The sequence below is a fragment of the Mesorhizobium sp. B1-1-5 genome, from assembly GCF_006443065.1.
Taxonomy (GTDB): Bacteria; Pseudomonadota; Alphaproteobacteria; order Rhizobiales; family Rhizobiaceae; genus Mesorhizobium.
The window spans coordinates 41068-55240 of record NZ_VFWS01000005.1; the positions used below are offsets into that span (position 1 = coordinate 41068).

At 64.9% G+C, this 14173-nt stretch carries 12 protein-coding genes and 1 tRNA gene; 5 read left to right on the forward strand and 8 right to left on the reverse strand.

Annotation, left to right across the window (positions count from 1 at the left end; translation table 11 throughout):
- Positions 1-10 precede the first annotated feature (10 nt).
- Together FJ980_RS03445 and FJ980_RS03450 are read right to left on the reverse strand one after the other, a co-directional pair.
- Entirely contained in the window at positions 11-700 is a 690-nt protein-coding gene (locus tag FJ980_RS03445) for an HAD family phosphatase (protein WP_140541548.1), read from the reverse strand.
- Between the two features lie 110 nt (positions 701-810).
- Complete coding sequence (locus FJ980_RS03450; RefSeq protein ID WP_140541549.1) at positions 811-1032, reverse strand: hypothetical protein; 222 nt, start codon at positions 1030-1032, stop codon at positions 811-813.
- A 234-nt stretch (positions 1033-1266) separates the two neighbouring features.
- Here FJ980_RS03450 and FJ980_RS03455 point away from each other — a divergent pair, with 234 nt between their 5' ends.
- Positions 1267-2400 carry a site-specific DNA-methyltransferase gene (locus FJ980_RS03455; protein WP_140541550.1) on the forward strand — a complete coding sequence of 378 codons (1134 nt, stop codon included), beginning with the start codon at positions 1267-1269 and terminating at the stop codon, positions 2398-2400.
- A 51-nt stretch (positions 2401-2451) separates the two neighbouring features.
- Here the strand turns inward: FJ980_RS03455 and FJ980_RS03460 are convergent, their stop codons facing one another.
- Both FJ980_RS03460 and mutY read right to left on the reverse strand, forming a co-directional pair.
- Positions 2452-3063 carry an HAD family phosphatase gene (locus tag FJ980_RS03460; RefSeq protein WP_140541551.1) on the reverse strand — a complete coding sequence of 204 codons (612 nt, stop codon included), beginning with the start codon at positions 3061-3063 and terminating at the stop codon, positions 2452-2454.
- A gap of 10 nt (positions 3064-3073) precedes the next feature.
- Complete coding sequence (mutY, locus tag FJ980_RS03465; RefSeq protein ID WP_140541552.1) at positions 3074-4228, reverse strand: A/G-specific adenine glycosylase; 1155 nt, start codon at positions 4226-4228, stop codon at positions 3074-3076.
- A gap of 32 nt (positions 4229-4260) precedes the next feature.
- Here mutY and FJ980_RS03470 point away from each other — a divergent pair, with 32 nt between their 5' ends.
- From FJ980_RS03470 to smc, 3 genes are all read left to right on the forward strand, one after another.
- Positions 4261-4770: a DUF721 domain-containing protein gene (locus tag FJ980_RS03470; protein ID WP_140541553.1), complete on the forward strand. Its 510-nt coding sequence runs from the start codon at positions 4261-4263 to the stop codon at positions 4768-4770.
- 154 nt (positions 4771-4924) lie between these two features.
- Complete coding sequence (locus FJ980_RS03475; protein WP_140541554.1) at positions 4925-5671, forward strand: DsbA family protein; 747 nt, start codon at positions 4925-4927, stop codon at positions 5669-5671.
- Between the two features lie 63 nt (positions 5672-5734).
- Positions 5735-9193 (forward strand): chromosome segregation protein SMC, encoded by a 3459-nt coding sequence (gene smc, locus FJ980_RS03480; RefSeq protein ID WP_140541555.1) that lies wholly within the window; start codon positions 5735-5737, stop codon positions 9191-9193.
- Between the two features lie 31 nt (positions 9194-9224).
- Here the strand turns inward: smc and FJ980_RS03485 are convergent, their stop codons facing one another.
- Positions 9225-10937, reverse strand: coding sequence for an HAD family hydrolase (locus FJ980_RS03485; RefSeq protein ID WP_140541556.1), 1713 nt, complete (start codon positions 10935-10937; stop codon positions 9225-9227).
- 238 nt (positions 10938-11175) lie between these two features.
- Here FJ980_RS03485 and FJ980_RS03490 point away from each other — a divergent pair, with 238 nt between their 5' ends.
- Positions 11176-11685 (forward strand): anthrone oxygenase family protein, encoded by a 510-nt coding sequence (locus FJ980_RS03490; RefSeq protein WP_140541557.1) that lies wholly within the window; start codon positions 11176-11178, stop codon positions 11683-11685.
- A gap of 83 nt (positions 11686-11768) precedes the next feature.
- On the opposite strand, the gene FJ980_RS03495 is transcribed toward FJ980_RS03490, so the two are convergent.
- From FJ980_RS03495 to gmd, 3 genes are all read right to left on the reverse strand, one after another.
- Positions 11769-11843, reverse strand: a tRNA-Gln gene (locus FJ980_RS03495).
- A gap of 204 nt (positions 11844-12047) precedes the next feature.
- Complete coding sequence (locus FJ980_RS03500; protein WP_140541558.1) at positions 12048-13031, reverse strand: NAD-dependent epimerase/dehydratase family protein; 984 nt, start codon at positions 13029-13031, stop codon at positions 12048-12050.
- A gap of 95 nt (positions 13032-13126) precedes the next feature.
- Positions 13127-14110 carry a GDP-mannose 4,6-dehydratase gene (gene gmd, locus FJ980_RS03505; RefSeq protein ID WP_140541559.1) on the reverse strand — a complete coding sequence of 328 codons (984 nt, stop codon included), beginning with the start codon at positions 14108-14110 and terminating at the stop codon, positions 13127-13129.
- Between the last annotated feature and the right edge of the window lie 63 nt (positions 14111-14173).

Consider the following 14173-nt stretch of genomic DNA (forward strand, 5'->3'; position numbering starts at 1 on the left):
CTTGAATTCTCTAGGCGTCCTCGGACCACTCCGACAGCGCCGCGATCGTGCTGTTGAGCTCCGCCCAGCGCCGGATGACCGTTTCGGCGCCGGCCTCGGTCAGCGCATCGGCATGGCCCGGATAGCTGTGCCCGGCGCCGGTGAAGCCGATAACGCGCATGCCGGCGGCCCTGGCGCCGGCGATGCCGTGCACGGAATCCTCGATCACGAAAGTGTTCTTCGGGTTGGCGCCGAGCTTTTCGGCGGCGTAGAGGAACACGTCCGGCGCCGGCTTGGTCTTCTTGCTGGGAATATCAAGGCCCGAAAAGATGCGGCCGGCGAAGAACGGCAGCAGCCGCACTTTCTCCAGCATGAATTCAACCCGCTCGGTGCGTGAATTGGAGCAGACGGCGCGTGGCGCGGTGACTGCGGCAACCGCCTCGCGGGCGCCGTCGATGACGCGCACGTCTGCGCGCAGCTTGCGGTCGACGAGTTCTTCCTCGCGGTCGATCAGCGAGGCCTGGAATGGGATCCGCGACTTCTCCTCGACCCGCAGCATGATGTCCTTGAAGGTCAGGCCGGCATAGGTCTCGGCAAGCTCCTCGGCCGAAATCTCGAATCCGGCCGACGTCAGAAGCTCGGCATCGACGCGCGCGGCGATGATTTCGGAATCGACGAGCACGCCGTCGCAATCGAAGATGACAAGGTCTGGCTGGGGCATGGCAATCCGGAAGTTGAGAAGGGGAGCATGGCATGGCTGGCCCAAGCGGTGCGGCATACACCAACGGGCCGGCCGGCGCAAACGCCCTCAAGGATCCGTCAGGCAGGCATTCACACTTCCTCGTCACGGATCAGTGTGTCCAACGTATCGGGACACATCCGCTTTATCTCGGCTTCGACCTCACGATCATAGCGCCTATCGTTAGGCTCGGTTTTCCGTTGAGCCTTCCGAGCATACTGCCTGGCAAAGAGCTGAACCTGTGCAGCCCTTAGCGCCCGCTTTTCACTCTGGTTGAGCCGGCGCTTGGCCGGCTTGCCTGTCTCGTCTTGCACTGTCGGCTCCTGTCTTCCGGCAAGCATATACAAGCATATAGTGGTGCAGCGCGTGGCGAAAGCCGGCCGGCTGCTATCGGATGCGCGCCCCCGGGATTTCACCCGGCTGCTGCAGGACGATGAAGATTGACCGGCGTCGCCTGGGGTACATACATCCGCAGCCTTCACCGAATGTTTACGCTGATCGGTAACCATAACAGCCAGTAAACCGTAACGCGTGCCTTGGGTGCTTTGATGTCTGCCATGCGTCTTCTCGACGAGCTTTCCCACGTTCCCCAGCGGTCCGAATGGCTGGACACCATCCTGAAAGGCGATTGCGTCGCCGCGCTCGACCGGCTGCCGGAAAAGTCGATCGACGTCATCTTCGCCGACCCGCCCTACAATCTGCAGCTCGACGGCGACCTGCACCGGCCCGACCAGTCCAAGGTCGACGCCGTCGACGACGACTGGGACCAGTTCGAGAGTTTCGAGGCCTATGACGCCTTTACCCGCGCCTGGCTGCTCGCGGCGCGCCGCGTGCTGAAGCCCAGCGGTACCATCTGGGTCATCGGCTCCTATCACAACATCTTCCGCGTCGGCGCTCGCATGCAGGATCTCGGCTTCTGGATCCTGAACGACATCGTCTGGCGCAAGACCAACCCGATGCCGAATTTCCGCGGCCGCCGCTTCCAGAACGCGCATGAGACAATGATCTGGGCCTCGCGAGACCAGAAGGCCAAGGGCTACACCTTCAACTACGAAGCGCTGAAGGCCTCGAACGACGACCTGCAGATGCGCTCCGACTGGCTGTTCCCGATTTGCACCGGCGGCGAGCGGCTCAAGGACGAGAATGGCAACAAGCTGCATCCCACGCAGAAGCCGGAAGCCTTGCTTGCCCGCATCATGATGGCCTCGACCAAGCCGGGCGACGTCGTGCTCGATCCCTTCTTCGGTTCCGGCACCACCGGCGCCGTCGCCAAGCGCCTTGGCCGCCACTTTGTCGGCATCGAGCGCGAACAAGCCTATATCGATGCCGCCAATGAGCGCATCGCCGCGGTGCGCCCGTTGGAAAGCGCCGATCTCACCGTGCTTTCCGGCAAGCGCGCCGAACCGCGCGTCGCCTTCATCAGCCTGCTCGACAACGGCCTGATGACGCCGGGCGCGACGCTCTACGACGCCAAGAAGCGCTGGGCGGCCAAAGTGCGCGCCGACGGCACGCTGGCCATCGGCGACAGCGCCGGCTCGATCCACAAGATCGGCGCCGAGGTGCAGGGGCTGGATGCCTGCAACGGCTGGACCTTCTGGCACTATGAGCGCAGCGGCGGCTTGACCCCGATCGACGAGCTGCGCCGCATCGCGCGCCTCGGCATGGAGCGGGCGGGGGGCTGATCCGCCTGAAGCTGAATCAAAACATCAACGGATCGCCGCAAGCGATTCAGATCAGGCTGCAATCCCCAGCCGCTCAAGGTCTGCCTTAAGCGCCTTGGCGTCGGTGAACAGCACGGCCTGCCAGCCTGCCGCTTTGGCGCCATCGACATTTTTCTGGCTGTCGTCGATGAACAGCGTCGCCAGCGGTTCGAGCCCGAATGCGGCGACGTGATGGTCGTAGATCGCCTGATCCGGCTTGATCAGGCCGATCTCGCCGGAGACGGTGACGCCGCGCGGCCGGTTGAGGAAATCGAAACGTTGCCTGGCTTCGGCAAGCGTATCGGCGGCGAAGTTGGTTAGCATCGTCACATCGTGGCCCCTCTCGATCAGGCCGAGCATGACGGCGACGCTATCCTCGTAGGCATGCGGCACCATCTCATGCCAGTGGCGGCGGAAGTTACGGATGTTCTCGGCGTGGTCGGGATGTTCGGCGATCAGCGCCGCCTCCGCCTCTTCCCACGTCCGTCCGCGATCCTGCTCGATGTTCCAGGCGCTCGTGCAGACATTGTCGAAGAACCACCTCCGCTCCTCGGCATCGGGGATCAGGCGGCTGAAGGGAATGTCCGGATCGTAATGGATAAGCACCTTACCGATGTCGAAGACGATATGGCGGATTTCGGTCATTGCGGTCCTTTCAATGCGGGTGCTGCTTTTTGGTCGCGCCCGGTATGGCGGTCTCGATTACCTTTTTCATGACGGTGGGCAGCGCTTCCCCGGAAATTTCATGGGCCAGCGACCAGAAATGCCCGTCGGGCGCATCGCGCTTGACGTGGGCGTGAAAGATGTCGAGTTCGAGCGCGAAATGGGTGAAGACATGGCCGATCTGCCCGGCGCGCCGCCAATCGGCGGGAAAAGGCGCGGCGTCCGCGGTCGTCGCGCCATCCACCCTGGCGGTCCAGGCGGTGGTCGGCACCTCGGTCATGCCGCCGAGCAGGCCTTTGTTGGGCCGCTTGCGCAAGAGGATGGCGCCGTCGTCGCGCTCGGCGACGAAGGCGGCACCCTTGCGCAGCGGCTTGTCGTCCTTCGGCAGGCGGACCGGAAAGCGTTCCGGATCGCCACTGAGAATGGCGCTGCAATCCCCGCGCACCGGGCACAGCATGCAGCGCGGCCGCTTCGGCGTGCAGATCGTCGCGCCGAGATCCATCATCGCCTGGGCGAAATCGCCGGGCCGCGTTTGCGGGACCAGCTTTTCCACCAGGGCGCGGATTTGCGGTTTGGCTTCGCTGAGCGGCGTCTCGATTGAATAGAGCCGGGCCACGACCCGCTCGACATTGCCGTCGACGACCGCCGCCGGCCGGTCGAAGGCGATCGCCGCGATCGCCGTCGCGGTGTAGGCACCAATGCCGGGCAATTCGCGCAGGCCCGCCTCGGTGTCGGGAAAGCGGCCGCCTCGCAGCGCCACGAGGTCGGCGCAGGCCTTCAGGTTGCGCGCCCTGGAATAATAGCCGAGCCCGGCCCAGGCCTTCATCACGTCCTCGGCGGGTGCCGCCGCCAGCGCCTCGACCGTCGGCCATTTCTCGACGAACTTGCTGAAATAGGCTTTTACCGCCTCGACCGTGGTCTGTTGCAGCATCACTTCGGACAACCAGACGCGATAGGGGTCAGGCCTTGCGCCGCGCGCAAACGCGCCCGGCGTCACGCGCCAGAGCAGGTCGCGATGATGCGCATCATACCAGGCAAGCAGGCGGGCCCCGATATCCCGGGATCCAGCTTTGCTGGTATCTCCGGATCCCGTATCGCCGGACGGGGCCTTCTGTGATGCCTTGCGGGTCTGATCGAGCGGTGTCATTGATCGGATGAGCTGGGGACTGGAGAACGCACATGGCAGGGAAAAGGCCCTTCGGCAATCCCGTTCCGGTGAGCGATCTCGCGACCGAGATCCTCGATCCGGTGTTGAAGAAGCGCGCCGGCATCTCGATAGGGTTGGTGCAGTCCTGGGAAGAGATCGCCGGACCGCGCCTGGCCGCCTACTCGCGGCCAGAGAAGATCCAGTGGCCGCGCCGGCTGCATGAGGACGACCCGTTCGAGCCGGCGACCTTGATCATCGCCTGCGAAGGCATGGCTGCGCTGCATCTGCAGCACGAGGCCGGCGAGGTCATCAACCGCGTCAACGCCTTCCTGGGTTTCAACGCGGTCGGCCGCATCAAGATTCTGCAAAAACCGGTGCTTTCGCAAAAGGCGCGCCCAAAGCCGGCGCCGCGCCCTTTGAGCGACGCCGAGAAATCGAAGCTTTCGCGCATGGTCGGCAAGATCGAGGATGACGGCCTGCGCGCTTCGCTGGAGCGGCTCGGCGCCACGATTATGGGTGAAAGGAAGCCCAAAGGGTCGTAAGAAGCGTCATGAATGCGTTACCGATCTCGCGCATTCGTGATGCTCATGATCGAGTTTCCCGATTGGATTGGGGATCGCGATGCCTTAATTCGCGCCAACTCTCGCCTTTTCTAGCCCTTGCATTGCAAAATCCAACCGATATCAGGTGATTCGCATGAACCGTGCCCCGTTTGGCAAAAGTCTGTCTCGCAGGAACCTTCTGACCACGCTGGCTGCTGTTCCTGCGGTGGCGCTGCTTGCAGCATGCAGCGACTCCGGCGAGCAGGCCAAGGCCGCCGATGTGAAACCGGCCAACCCGTCGACGCCTGCCAAGCCGGCTGCCACGCCGGCGGCGGCCCAGGTGCCCGAGGCGCAGGGCACCGTCGACATGGCGGAACTGCTCAAGCCCGGCGCGCTGCCCGAAAAGCAGCTCGGCAAGGACGACGCCAAGGTCACCATCGTTGAATACGCGTCGATGACCTGCCCGCATTGCGCGCATTTCGCCATGACCACCTTCCCTGAGCTGAAGACCAAATATATCGATACAGGCAAGGCCCGTTACATCCTGCGCGAATTCCCGTTCGACCCGAGCGCCGAGGCCGGCTTCATGCTGGCGCGCTGCTCGAAGGACAATTACTTCGCCATGGTCGACGTGCTGTTCAAGCAGCAGCCGAGCTGGGTTGGCGTCAGCAACACCAAGGAAGCGCTGCTGCAGATTTCCAAGCTGGCCGGTTTTACACAGGAGTCCTTTGAGTCCTGCTTGACGGACCAGAAACTTCTGGACGATGTGAGAGCAGTCCAGAAACGCGGAGCGGACGAGTTCAAGGTCGACTCGACGCCGACCTTCTTCATCAATGGAAAGACCTACAAAGGGGCGATGTCGATTGAGGAAATGTCGGCCATCATCGACCCTCTGCTCTGACATCCAGGCCGCGCCGAAGCGGTCCGGCTTCGGCGCGCACTCCTGTAGTGTTGGGCGGCGCGAATGAAGTTTTCGCGCCTTCGCCTCCTCGGTTTCAAGTCCTTCGTCGAGCCCGGCGAGTTCGTCATCGAACGCGGGCTGACCGGCATTGTCGGGCCGAACGGCTGCGGCAAGTCGAACCTCGTCGAAGCGCTGCGCTGGGTGATGGGCGAAAGCTCCTACAAGAACATGCGCGCGTCCGGCATGGACGACGTGATCTTCTCGGGCTCGGGTGCGCGGCCGGCGCGCAACACCGCCGAAGTCACGCTTTTCCTCGACAACACCGACCGCACGGCACCCGCCGCCTTCAACGATGCCGACGAATTGCAGGTGTCGCGCCGCATCGAGCGCGAGGCGGGCTCGCTCTACCGCATCAACGGCAAGGAAGCGCGCGCCAAGGACGTGCAGCTTCTGTTCGCCGACCAGTCGACCGGCGCGCGCTCGCCCTCGATGGTCGGGCAGGGCCGCATCGGCGAGCTGATCCAGGCCAAGCCCCAGGCCCGTCGCGCGTTGCTCGAAGAGGCGGCAGGCATTTCCGGCCTGCACACGCGCCGTCATGAAGCCGAGCTCAGACTGAAGGGTGCCGAGCAGAATCTCGAGCGGCTGGACGACGTCGTCGGCGAGCTGGAAGGCCAGATCGAGAGCCTGAAGCGCCAGGCGCGCCAGGCCTCGCGCTTCAAGAACCTGTCGGCGGATATCCGCAAGGCCGAGGCAACGCTCTTGCATCTGCGCTGGACGCTGGCCAAGACGCAGGAAGGCGAGGCGCGTTCCGCGCTTGCCGTCGCCACCACGCTGGTTGGCGACCGCGCGGCCGCGCAGATGGCGGCGGCCAGGGAGCAGGGCATAGCCGCGCACCGGCTGCCGGATTTGCGTGATGCGGAAGCTGCCGCCGCAGCCGCCTTCCAGCGCCTGTCGATCGCCAAGACCCAGATCGAGGAAGAGGCCGGCCGCATCCGTGCGCGCCAGACCGAGCTCGAACGCCGACTGCAGCAGCTCGACGCCGACATCGCCCGCGAGGAGCGGATGGTGCGCGACAATGCCGACATCCTCGAGCGCCTGCGCGCCGAGGAGGCCGAGCTCAACTCGGAAAACGCCGGTGCCGCCGAGCGCGAGGCGACCACGCGCGCCGCCTTCGAGCAGGCCGGCGCGACGCTGTCGCAAAGCGAGGCAAAACTTGCCGCGCTGACCGCCGAGCGCGCCGAGGCGGCCGCCTCGCGCCACCAGATCGAGCGCTCGCTGCGCGAGACCGCCGAGCGCCGCGACCGCTTCGCCCGCCAGCTCGCCGAGGTCGACCGCGAGCTTTCCGATATCGTCGCGCGGATTTCCGGCCTGCCCGATCCGGCCGAGAAGCGCCTGCTGGTCGAGGACGCGCTGGCTCGGCTGGAAGAGAGCGAGGCCGGCGCCATTGCCGCCGAGCAGGCCGTCGCCGAGGCGCGCGCGGCCGAAAGCGCCGCTCGCCCGCCGCTGCAGGATGCAAGGGCCGAACTGGCGCGCATCGAGACCGAAGCGCGCACGCTGGCCAAGATACTCAACGCCGCCAGCGGCGATCTCTTTCCCTCCGTGCTGGAGCAGATCAATGTCGAGCGCGGCTATGAAACCGCGCTTGGCGCAGCCCTCGGCGAGGATCTCGACGTCCCGCTCGACCGCAGCGCCCCGGTGCATTGGGGCGAAAGCGTGGTGCAGCCCAGCGATGCGGCGCTGCCCGAAGGCGTCAAGAGCCTTGCCAGCGTCGTGCGCGCCCCGCCGCAGCTTGCCCGGCGCCTCGCGCAAATCGGCATCGTCGATGGCGCCGACGGCCGCCGTCTCCAGGCGCAGCTTTCGCCCGGCCAGCGGCTGGTCAGCCGCGACGGCGCGCTCTGGCGCTGGGACGGCCTGACCGCGAGCGCCGATGCCCCGACCGCCGCCGCGCAGCGGCTGGCGCAGAAGAACCGTCTGGCCGAGCTCGACGCCGAAGCCGTGCAGGCGACGCGCGTCGTGCGCGAGGCCGAGGAAGCGCTGGCGCGCGCCGAGCAGGCGATGCGCCAGGCAAGCGAGGCCGAGCGCAATGCGCGCCAAGCCGGCCGCGATGCCCAGCATGCGCTGGATGCCGCGCGCAACGCGCTGGCCGAGGCCGAGAAGGCCGGCGGCGAACTGTTGAGCCGGCGCGCCGCGCTTGAAGAGGCACGCGCTCGCATCGTTGACAGCCACGAGGAGACGCAGGCCTCCTTCCTCGAAGCCGAGGAGATGCTGAAGGACGCGCCCGATCTCGGCGACCTGCAGCTTCAGCTCGAACAGGCTTCCGCCAACGTCTCGCGCGACCGCGCCACGCTTGCCGATGCACGCGCCGTGCATGAAGGGCTGCGGCGCGAGGCCGAGGCGCGCATTCGCCGGTTGGACGCCATCGGCACCGAGCGAAGGAACTGGCTGGAGCGCGCCGAAAATGCCTCGACGCAGATCGCGGCGCTCGGCGAGCGCAAGGCCGAAGCCGAAGCCGAGCGCGAGAGGCTGGCCGATGCGCCCGACGAGATCGACGCCAAGCGCCGCGCGCTGCTGACGCAGCTTTCCGAGGCCGAGGCACTGCGCAAGGCTGCCGGCGACCGTCTACAGGAGGCGGAAAACAAGCAGGCGGAGCTCGACAAGGCGGCCACCGCCGCCATCCAGTCGCTCGCCGAATCGCGCGAAACCCGCGTTCGCGCCGAGGAGCGGCTGACCGCGGCGGATGAACGCCGCGCCGAGGTCGAGGCGCGTATCCAGGAGGCGCTGAACACGCCGCCGCATCTGGTCATCAAGCATACCGGCCTCGAAGCCGACGATCCGAGGCCCGACATGACCGAGATCGAACGCCAGCTCGACCGGCTGAAGATCGAGCGCGAGCGGCTCGGCGCCGTCAATTTGCGCGCCGAGGAGGAGCAGAAGGAATTGTCGGAGCGCCTGGAAACCATCGTTTCCGAGCGCGAGGACATCATCGAGGCGATCAGAAAACTGCGCCAGGCGATCCAGAGCCTCAACCGCGAGGGCCGCGAGCGGCTGCTGTCGGCCTTCGAGGTGGTCAATGGCCACTTCCAGCGGCTGTTCTCGCATCTGTTCGGCGGCGGCACGGCCGAGCTGCAGTTGATCGAATCGGAAGATCCGCTGGAGGCGGGGCTGGAAATCCTCGCCCGTCCGCCTGGCAAGAAGCCGCAGACCATGACGCTGCTTTCCGGCGGCGAGCAGGCGCTGACGGCGATGTCGCTGATCTTCGCGGTGTTCCTCACCAACCCCGCGCCGATCTGCGTGCTCGACGAGGTCGACGCGCCGCTCGACGACCACAATGTCGAGCGCTTCTGCAATTTGATGGACGAGATGTCGAAGACCACCGAGACGCGCTTCGTCATCATCACCCACAATCCCATCACCATGGCGCGCATGGATCGGCTGTTCGGCGTCACCATGGCCGAGCAGGGCGTCAGCCAGCTGGTCTCGGTCGATCTGCAGGCCGCCGAGGCGATGCGCGAGGCGAGCTGAGAGCTCGGCCGGTTCAGGCTGGCGAACCGATCTACTTCTCCGCAGCGGAGGCTGGCGCCGTATAGCGGCGGCGCACGGCGTCGATCACCAGCTTGCGGCTCTCGTCGGCCGACAATGTCTTGTTCTTCTCCGCTTCAGCCGTTTCTCGGGCGAGGTCCTCGTCCCTGATCTGCTGGCGGAACCACTTGGAATAGTCGCCGGCGCGCAGATGGTATTCCCACGTCTTGTCGTCGATGCCTTCCGCCATCTGCGCGAAGATGATGAGATTGTGGGCCCTGAGGTTCATCGCCTTCCTCGGGCCGGTGAAGTAGAAGCTGCCCGCCTCGTCGAGTTCGCCTTCTGCATATTTGCGGCTGTGGCGCTTCAGCGACTGGTCGGGCTCGATTGCCTTTACCGTGAACGGCTTCTTGCCGTCGTGCGGCCGCCAGAACAGCACCCGGTCGCCCTTGGGCAACGGAATGCTCTTTGGAGCCTGGAGCCCCGTTTCCTTGCAGAAGGTCTTGATCACGCCCTTCGCCTTGGGCCCAAGCGCAATCACCGCCGTCACCAGGCCGAGCGCATCGGTCGAGATTGCTTCCGGATGGACAGTGATCAGCACCGTGCCGGGCAGCTCGATCGAAAGCACGGATCGCGTATCCCCGCGTCGCTTGGGCATCAAATGATGCGCCTCGTCGATGATCAGCCAGTGCGGTCTTGCCGTGCGATAGCGGACATTGCCGAGGCCGGGCAGCAATTCGGCGAAGAAATCGGGCCTCTCATCGACCTTCAGTGCCAGGCCGTTGACCACGATATTGGTCTGCGGTTTCTCGATCAATTCCAGCAACTGTTCCTTGTTCGGCGCGGTTGAGCCGTTGCCGAGCGGCACCGCGCCTTTCAGTTCGTCATAGTCGCCCTCGGGGTCGAAAATGCAGAATTGCAGACCCTTTTCGACCAGCCGCTCGGTGAGCGCTATGGCCAAGGTCGATTTGCCGATGCCCGAGCTGCCGGCGATCAGCACCGTTTCCATCGGCGACAAATAGATCTCTTTCCCGCGCGAGGTCCCGAGCAGCACGCCGCGCAAGCGTTTCTTAGCCACCAGATGATCGTGCTTGATCAGCTTGCGGATCAGTTCCTCGACGCCCGTGCCGCGCGCCTCCCTGGTGACGAGGTCGGCAGTCTCCTTGACGGCGGGCAGCGCGTTGGCCACCGCGACGCTGCAGCCCGAAGCCCTGAGGAAGGCGTGGTCGTTTTCGGCGTCGCCGACGGCCACGACATTGTGCGGCGACAGCTTCAGGTCGTCTAGCGCCGCCGCCAGCCCGGTCGCCTTGTTGATGCCGGAAGGCAGGATCATCACCGCGCCCTTGTTGAAGATGATCTCCAGCTCCAGCCCAAGCAGCTTGATGACGTCGAGCACGGTGGCCTGGTGCGGTTCCCAGGTGGCGACGATCGAGCGGCCGACGGACAGCGGCTTCACGCCGCGCTTTTTGAGCCTGTCGACAAGATCCACGGAAGGCGAGGGGGCGATCGTGCGCTCTTCCTCGCTGGCCGGCGTGTAGACCAGCGCGCCGTTTTCGGCGACCACCTTGTCGAACAGGGAAAGTTCGGGAAACACCTCCTTGAGATCGGGCAGTTCCCGCCCGGTGACCAGGATCAGCTTGCGCCCGGACTTCTTCAGCTTCTCCAGTGCCAAGATCGTGCTGGCCGCGACCAGGCCATCATGCGCCAGCGTGCCGTCATAATCGGTGGCCAATGCCATGAAATACATCGGTTGAAACCTCTCCGAACGGTGTTTGTCGGTCCGTCTGGAACGAACAACGCCTGTCGGCGGAAAAGGTTTAGGTGTCGAAACGATCGCGGTGTTTCGCCCAGCTCACGGCCCATACAGCGCGCTGCCCAGCGGAATTGGAGCGTACGCCGATGGGAACTCGGTCGGCAGGATCACGTTCCGTCTTGACGAGGTTGCTTCCGCACAAGCGCTCGAGCTGGAGTGAGATGCCGATCCGATGTATGTCTTTCTGGAGGTCCTGACCGTCGTCCTTGTGGCCGGGGCGATGGCTATGGCGCTCGCCCACGCGCTGGAGCTGCCCGGCAAGTTGCTACTCGGTAGGCAAGAGTATTTCGTTGTCCAACGCATCTACTACCCGGGTTTCACGATTGGAGGCGGCATCGCGGAGATCGGTGGGATCCTCGCGACTTTTGCGCTGATGCTGACGTCGAGCGGTGCGCTCCATGTCTGGCTGATCGCCGGCGCCTTGATCGCGCTCCTCGCCATGCAGTTTGTCTTCTGGTTCATGACCCAGCCGGTCAACAAGCACTGGCTGCAGGACGTGGAATTGAACGCGCCGGCAAAGCGCTTCTTCGCGACTGAAGGCAGCGACGGAGCTCCGCTCCCACCAGCGCAGGAGTGGACGGCGTTGCGCAACCGCTGGGAACTGTCGCACGTTATCCGCGCGGCACTGGCGATGCTGAGCCTGATCCTGCTCACCACCGCAATCGCCATTCAAGGCACCTGATGTCCGACCGGCTTCCCGGTCAAATCACGATGCTTCAAACGCGTTGGCCGATCGTCCGTCGAGCTTGGCGTTGATGTGGAGGTTGGCTGGGGCGCCAGGATTCGAACCTGGGAATGTCGGTACCAAAAACCGATGCCTTACCACTTGGCGACGCCCCAGCAGGCGGGCATGCCGCGCTGCGCGCGGCCTTATAGGACGAGGCGGCGCAAAGCTCAATGCCGGGAGATCAACTAAAATCGGCAGCGAGGCGGGGCGCCATTTCCGGCCAGTTCGTCGCCGATCGCCCGGCGGTGGATCGTAAGCCGCACGCGTCGCGCGGCTGCTTCGAGCAGTGCTGGCGCGGGAGCGGCTCAGCTCCGGCTTCAGGGAAGCAGGCGATGTGTCCTTGCCTCCGCCTGGGCCACGCGTGCGCGGCAATCCTCCAGGACGGCCGCAAGCGTATCGTCGAAGGGATGCTCGGGCGCCCAGCCGAGCAGGGTCCGGGCGCGGGTCGCATCGCCGACGATGCATGGCAGATCGCTCGGCCGCAGCCGCAGCGGATCCTGCTCCGTGACGATCTTGACGCTGCTGCGGGCCAGCAGCCGATCGAGGATGTCTCCCATCCGCCAGGAGAGGCCGGACGCAAGGTTGAAAATGGCGTTCGGCGCAAGATCGCGGCTCTTCAGAACCGCGCGCGCATAGGCGTTGGCGATGTCGCGTGCATCCAGGAAATCGCGCCTCGCATCGAGATTGCCGACGCGGATCACCGGCGGAGCCAGGCCCGCTTCGATCCGGGCGATCTGCATGGCGAAGGCCGGCACGGCAAATGCCTCGGTCTGGCCCGGGCCCGTATGGTTGAAGGGGCGCATTCGGACACACTTCAACCCCTGGCGCGAAAGCGCGCCGAGCGCGAGGTCGGCCGCGGCCTTGCTCACGGCGTAGTCGTCGATCGGAGCAAGCAGCGTGCCTTCGTCGAGCGGGCGTCCGGTCTTGGCGCTTTCGCCATAGACCAAGCCCGATCCGACATGAACCAGCCAGCAGTCCGGAGCCTTGTCGAGGACGGCACGGGCCACGTTGAGCGCGCCGCCCACATGAATGCGCCATGTGTTGCGGGGATCGGCCTGGGCAGCACCCAGGGCGGCGACCGCCGCCATGTGAATGACATGGGTGGGCCGGTGACGGGCAATGGCATCATGGACGGCGGCCGGATCGGTCACGTCCAGTTCTTCCACCTGGCCGAAGGCGGGATGCGGACCACCATCCTTGGAGGTCGCGACAATGGCAATTTCGCGGCCGCAAATCCTGCGCAGCGCGTCGCCCACATAGGGCCCGACGAAACCGTTGGCGCCGGTTATCAAAACGCGCATGCCGGCCTCACGGACCACGACGAATTGTCCGCACGCGGATGCGTGGCAGAAGACGGTGCGTCAAGTCATCGACCTGTAGATGCAAGAGCTTCCTTTCAATTCCTGGCAGCCGAGTGGCGCGCCAGATCGGCGTCCACCATTTCGCGGATCATATCCTCCAGGGAGATCGTCGCTTCCCATCCGAGCTTCGCCTTTGCCTTGGCCGGATTGCCGCGAAGGATTTCGACTTCCGCCGGCCTGAACAGGTCGGGATCGATGAAAAGATGGTCATCCATCTCCAGCCCTACATGCTCGAACGCGATCCTGCACATATCGCGCACCGTCGTCGTCCTGCCGGTGGCGACCACATAGTCGTCGGGCTGATCCTGCTGCAGCATCAGCCACATGGCGCGGACATAGTCCCTGGAGTGGCCCCAATCGCGCTTGGCGTCGATGTTGCCCAGGCGCAGTTCCCTTGCCAGCCCCTTCTTGATGCGCGCGACGGCGTCGGTGACTTTGCGTGTCACGAATTCGATGCCGCGAAGCGGCGATTCGTGATTGAACAGGATGCCGCTCGAAGCGTGCAGGCCGAAGCTCTCGCGATAATTGACGGTGATCCAGTGACCGTAGACCTTCGCCACCGCGTAGGGAGAGCGGGGATGGAAAGGCGTGGTCTCCGACTGCACCGGCTCCTGGATAAGGCCGTACATCTCCGACGACGACGCCTGGTAGAAACGCGCCTCGGGGATCTCGAGACGCAGCGCCTCCAGAACATTGGTGACGCCGATACCGGTGACATTTCCGGTCAGAATCGGCTGCTGCCATGAGGATTTGACGAAAGACTGTGCGGCAAGGTTGTAGACCTCGTCCGGTCTTACGTCGCGCATGGTTCGACTAAGACCCGACAGGTCCGTCAGGTTGCCGTCCACGATCCGCACGTCGTTTTCGATCCCCAGCCATTTCAGGCGCGTGGTGTTGACGTCGGCTGTGCTCGACCGCCGCGCCAGTCCGTGGACTCGGTAACCCTTCGAAAGCAGGAGCTGGGCCAGATAGGCGCCATCCTGCCCGGTAATGCCGGTTATCAACGCCGTTCTTGTCATCGATGCTCTCAGGGCTCGAGCGAGACGTGGGGCACGAGTCCCCGTTATTGTAGAGCGGGCCGC

What these genes read in the sequence shown, in the direction of transcription:
- FJ980_RS03485 (WP_140541556.1), bottom strand. Translation starts at nt 10,937, where the DNA reads ATGTATTTCATGGCATTGGCCACCGATTATGACGGCACGCTGGCGCAT.
- FJ980_RS03455 (WP_140541550.1), top strand. Translation starts at nt 1,267, where the DNA reads ATGTCTGCCATGCGTCTTCTCGACGAGCTTTCCCACGTTCCCCAGCGG.
- mutY (WP_140541552.1), bottom strand. Translation starts at nt 4,228, where the DNA reads ATGACACCGCTCGATCAGACCCGCAAGGCATCACAGAAGGCCCCGTCC.
- FJ980_RS03460 (WP_140541551.1), bottom strand. Translation starts at nt 3,063, where the DNA reads ATGACCGAAATCCGCCATATCGTCTTCGACATCGGTAAGGTGCTTATC.
- FJ980_RS03500 (WP_140541558.1), bottom strand. Translation starts at nt 13,031, where the DNA reads ATGCGCGTTTTGATAACCGGCGCCAACGGTTTCGTCGGGCCCTATGTG.
- FJ980_RS03475 (WP_140541554.1), top strand. Translation starts at nt 4,925, where the DNA reads ATGAACCGTGCCCCGTTTGGCAAAAGTCTGTCTCGCAGGAACCTTCTG.
- FJ980_RS03470 (WP_140541553.1), top strand. Translation starts at nt 4,261, where the DNA reads ATGGCAGGGAAAAGGCCCTTCGGCAATCCCGTTCCGGTGAGCGATCTC.
- smc (WP_140541555.1), top strand. Translation starts at nt 5,735, where the DNA reads ATGAAGTTTTCGCGCCTTCGCCTCCTCGGTTTCAAGTCCTTCGTCGAG.
- FJ980_RS03490 (WP_140541557.1), top strand. Translation starts at nt 11,176, where the DNA reads ATGTATGTCTTTCTGGAGGTCCTGACCGTCGTCCTTGTGGCCGGGGCG.
- FJ980_RS03445 (WP_140541548.1), bottom strand. Translation starts at nt 700, where the DNA reads ATGCCCCAGCCAGACCTTGTCATCTTCGATTGCGACGGCGTGCTCGTC.
- gmd (WP_140541559.1), bottom strand. Translation starts at nt 14,110, where the DNA reads ATGACAAGAACGGCGTTGATAACCGGCATTACCGGGCAGGATGGCGCC.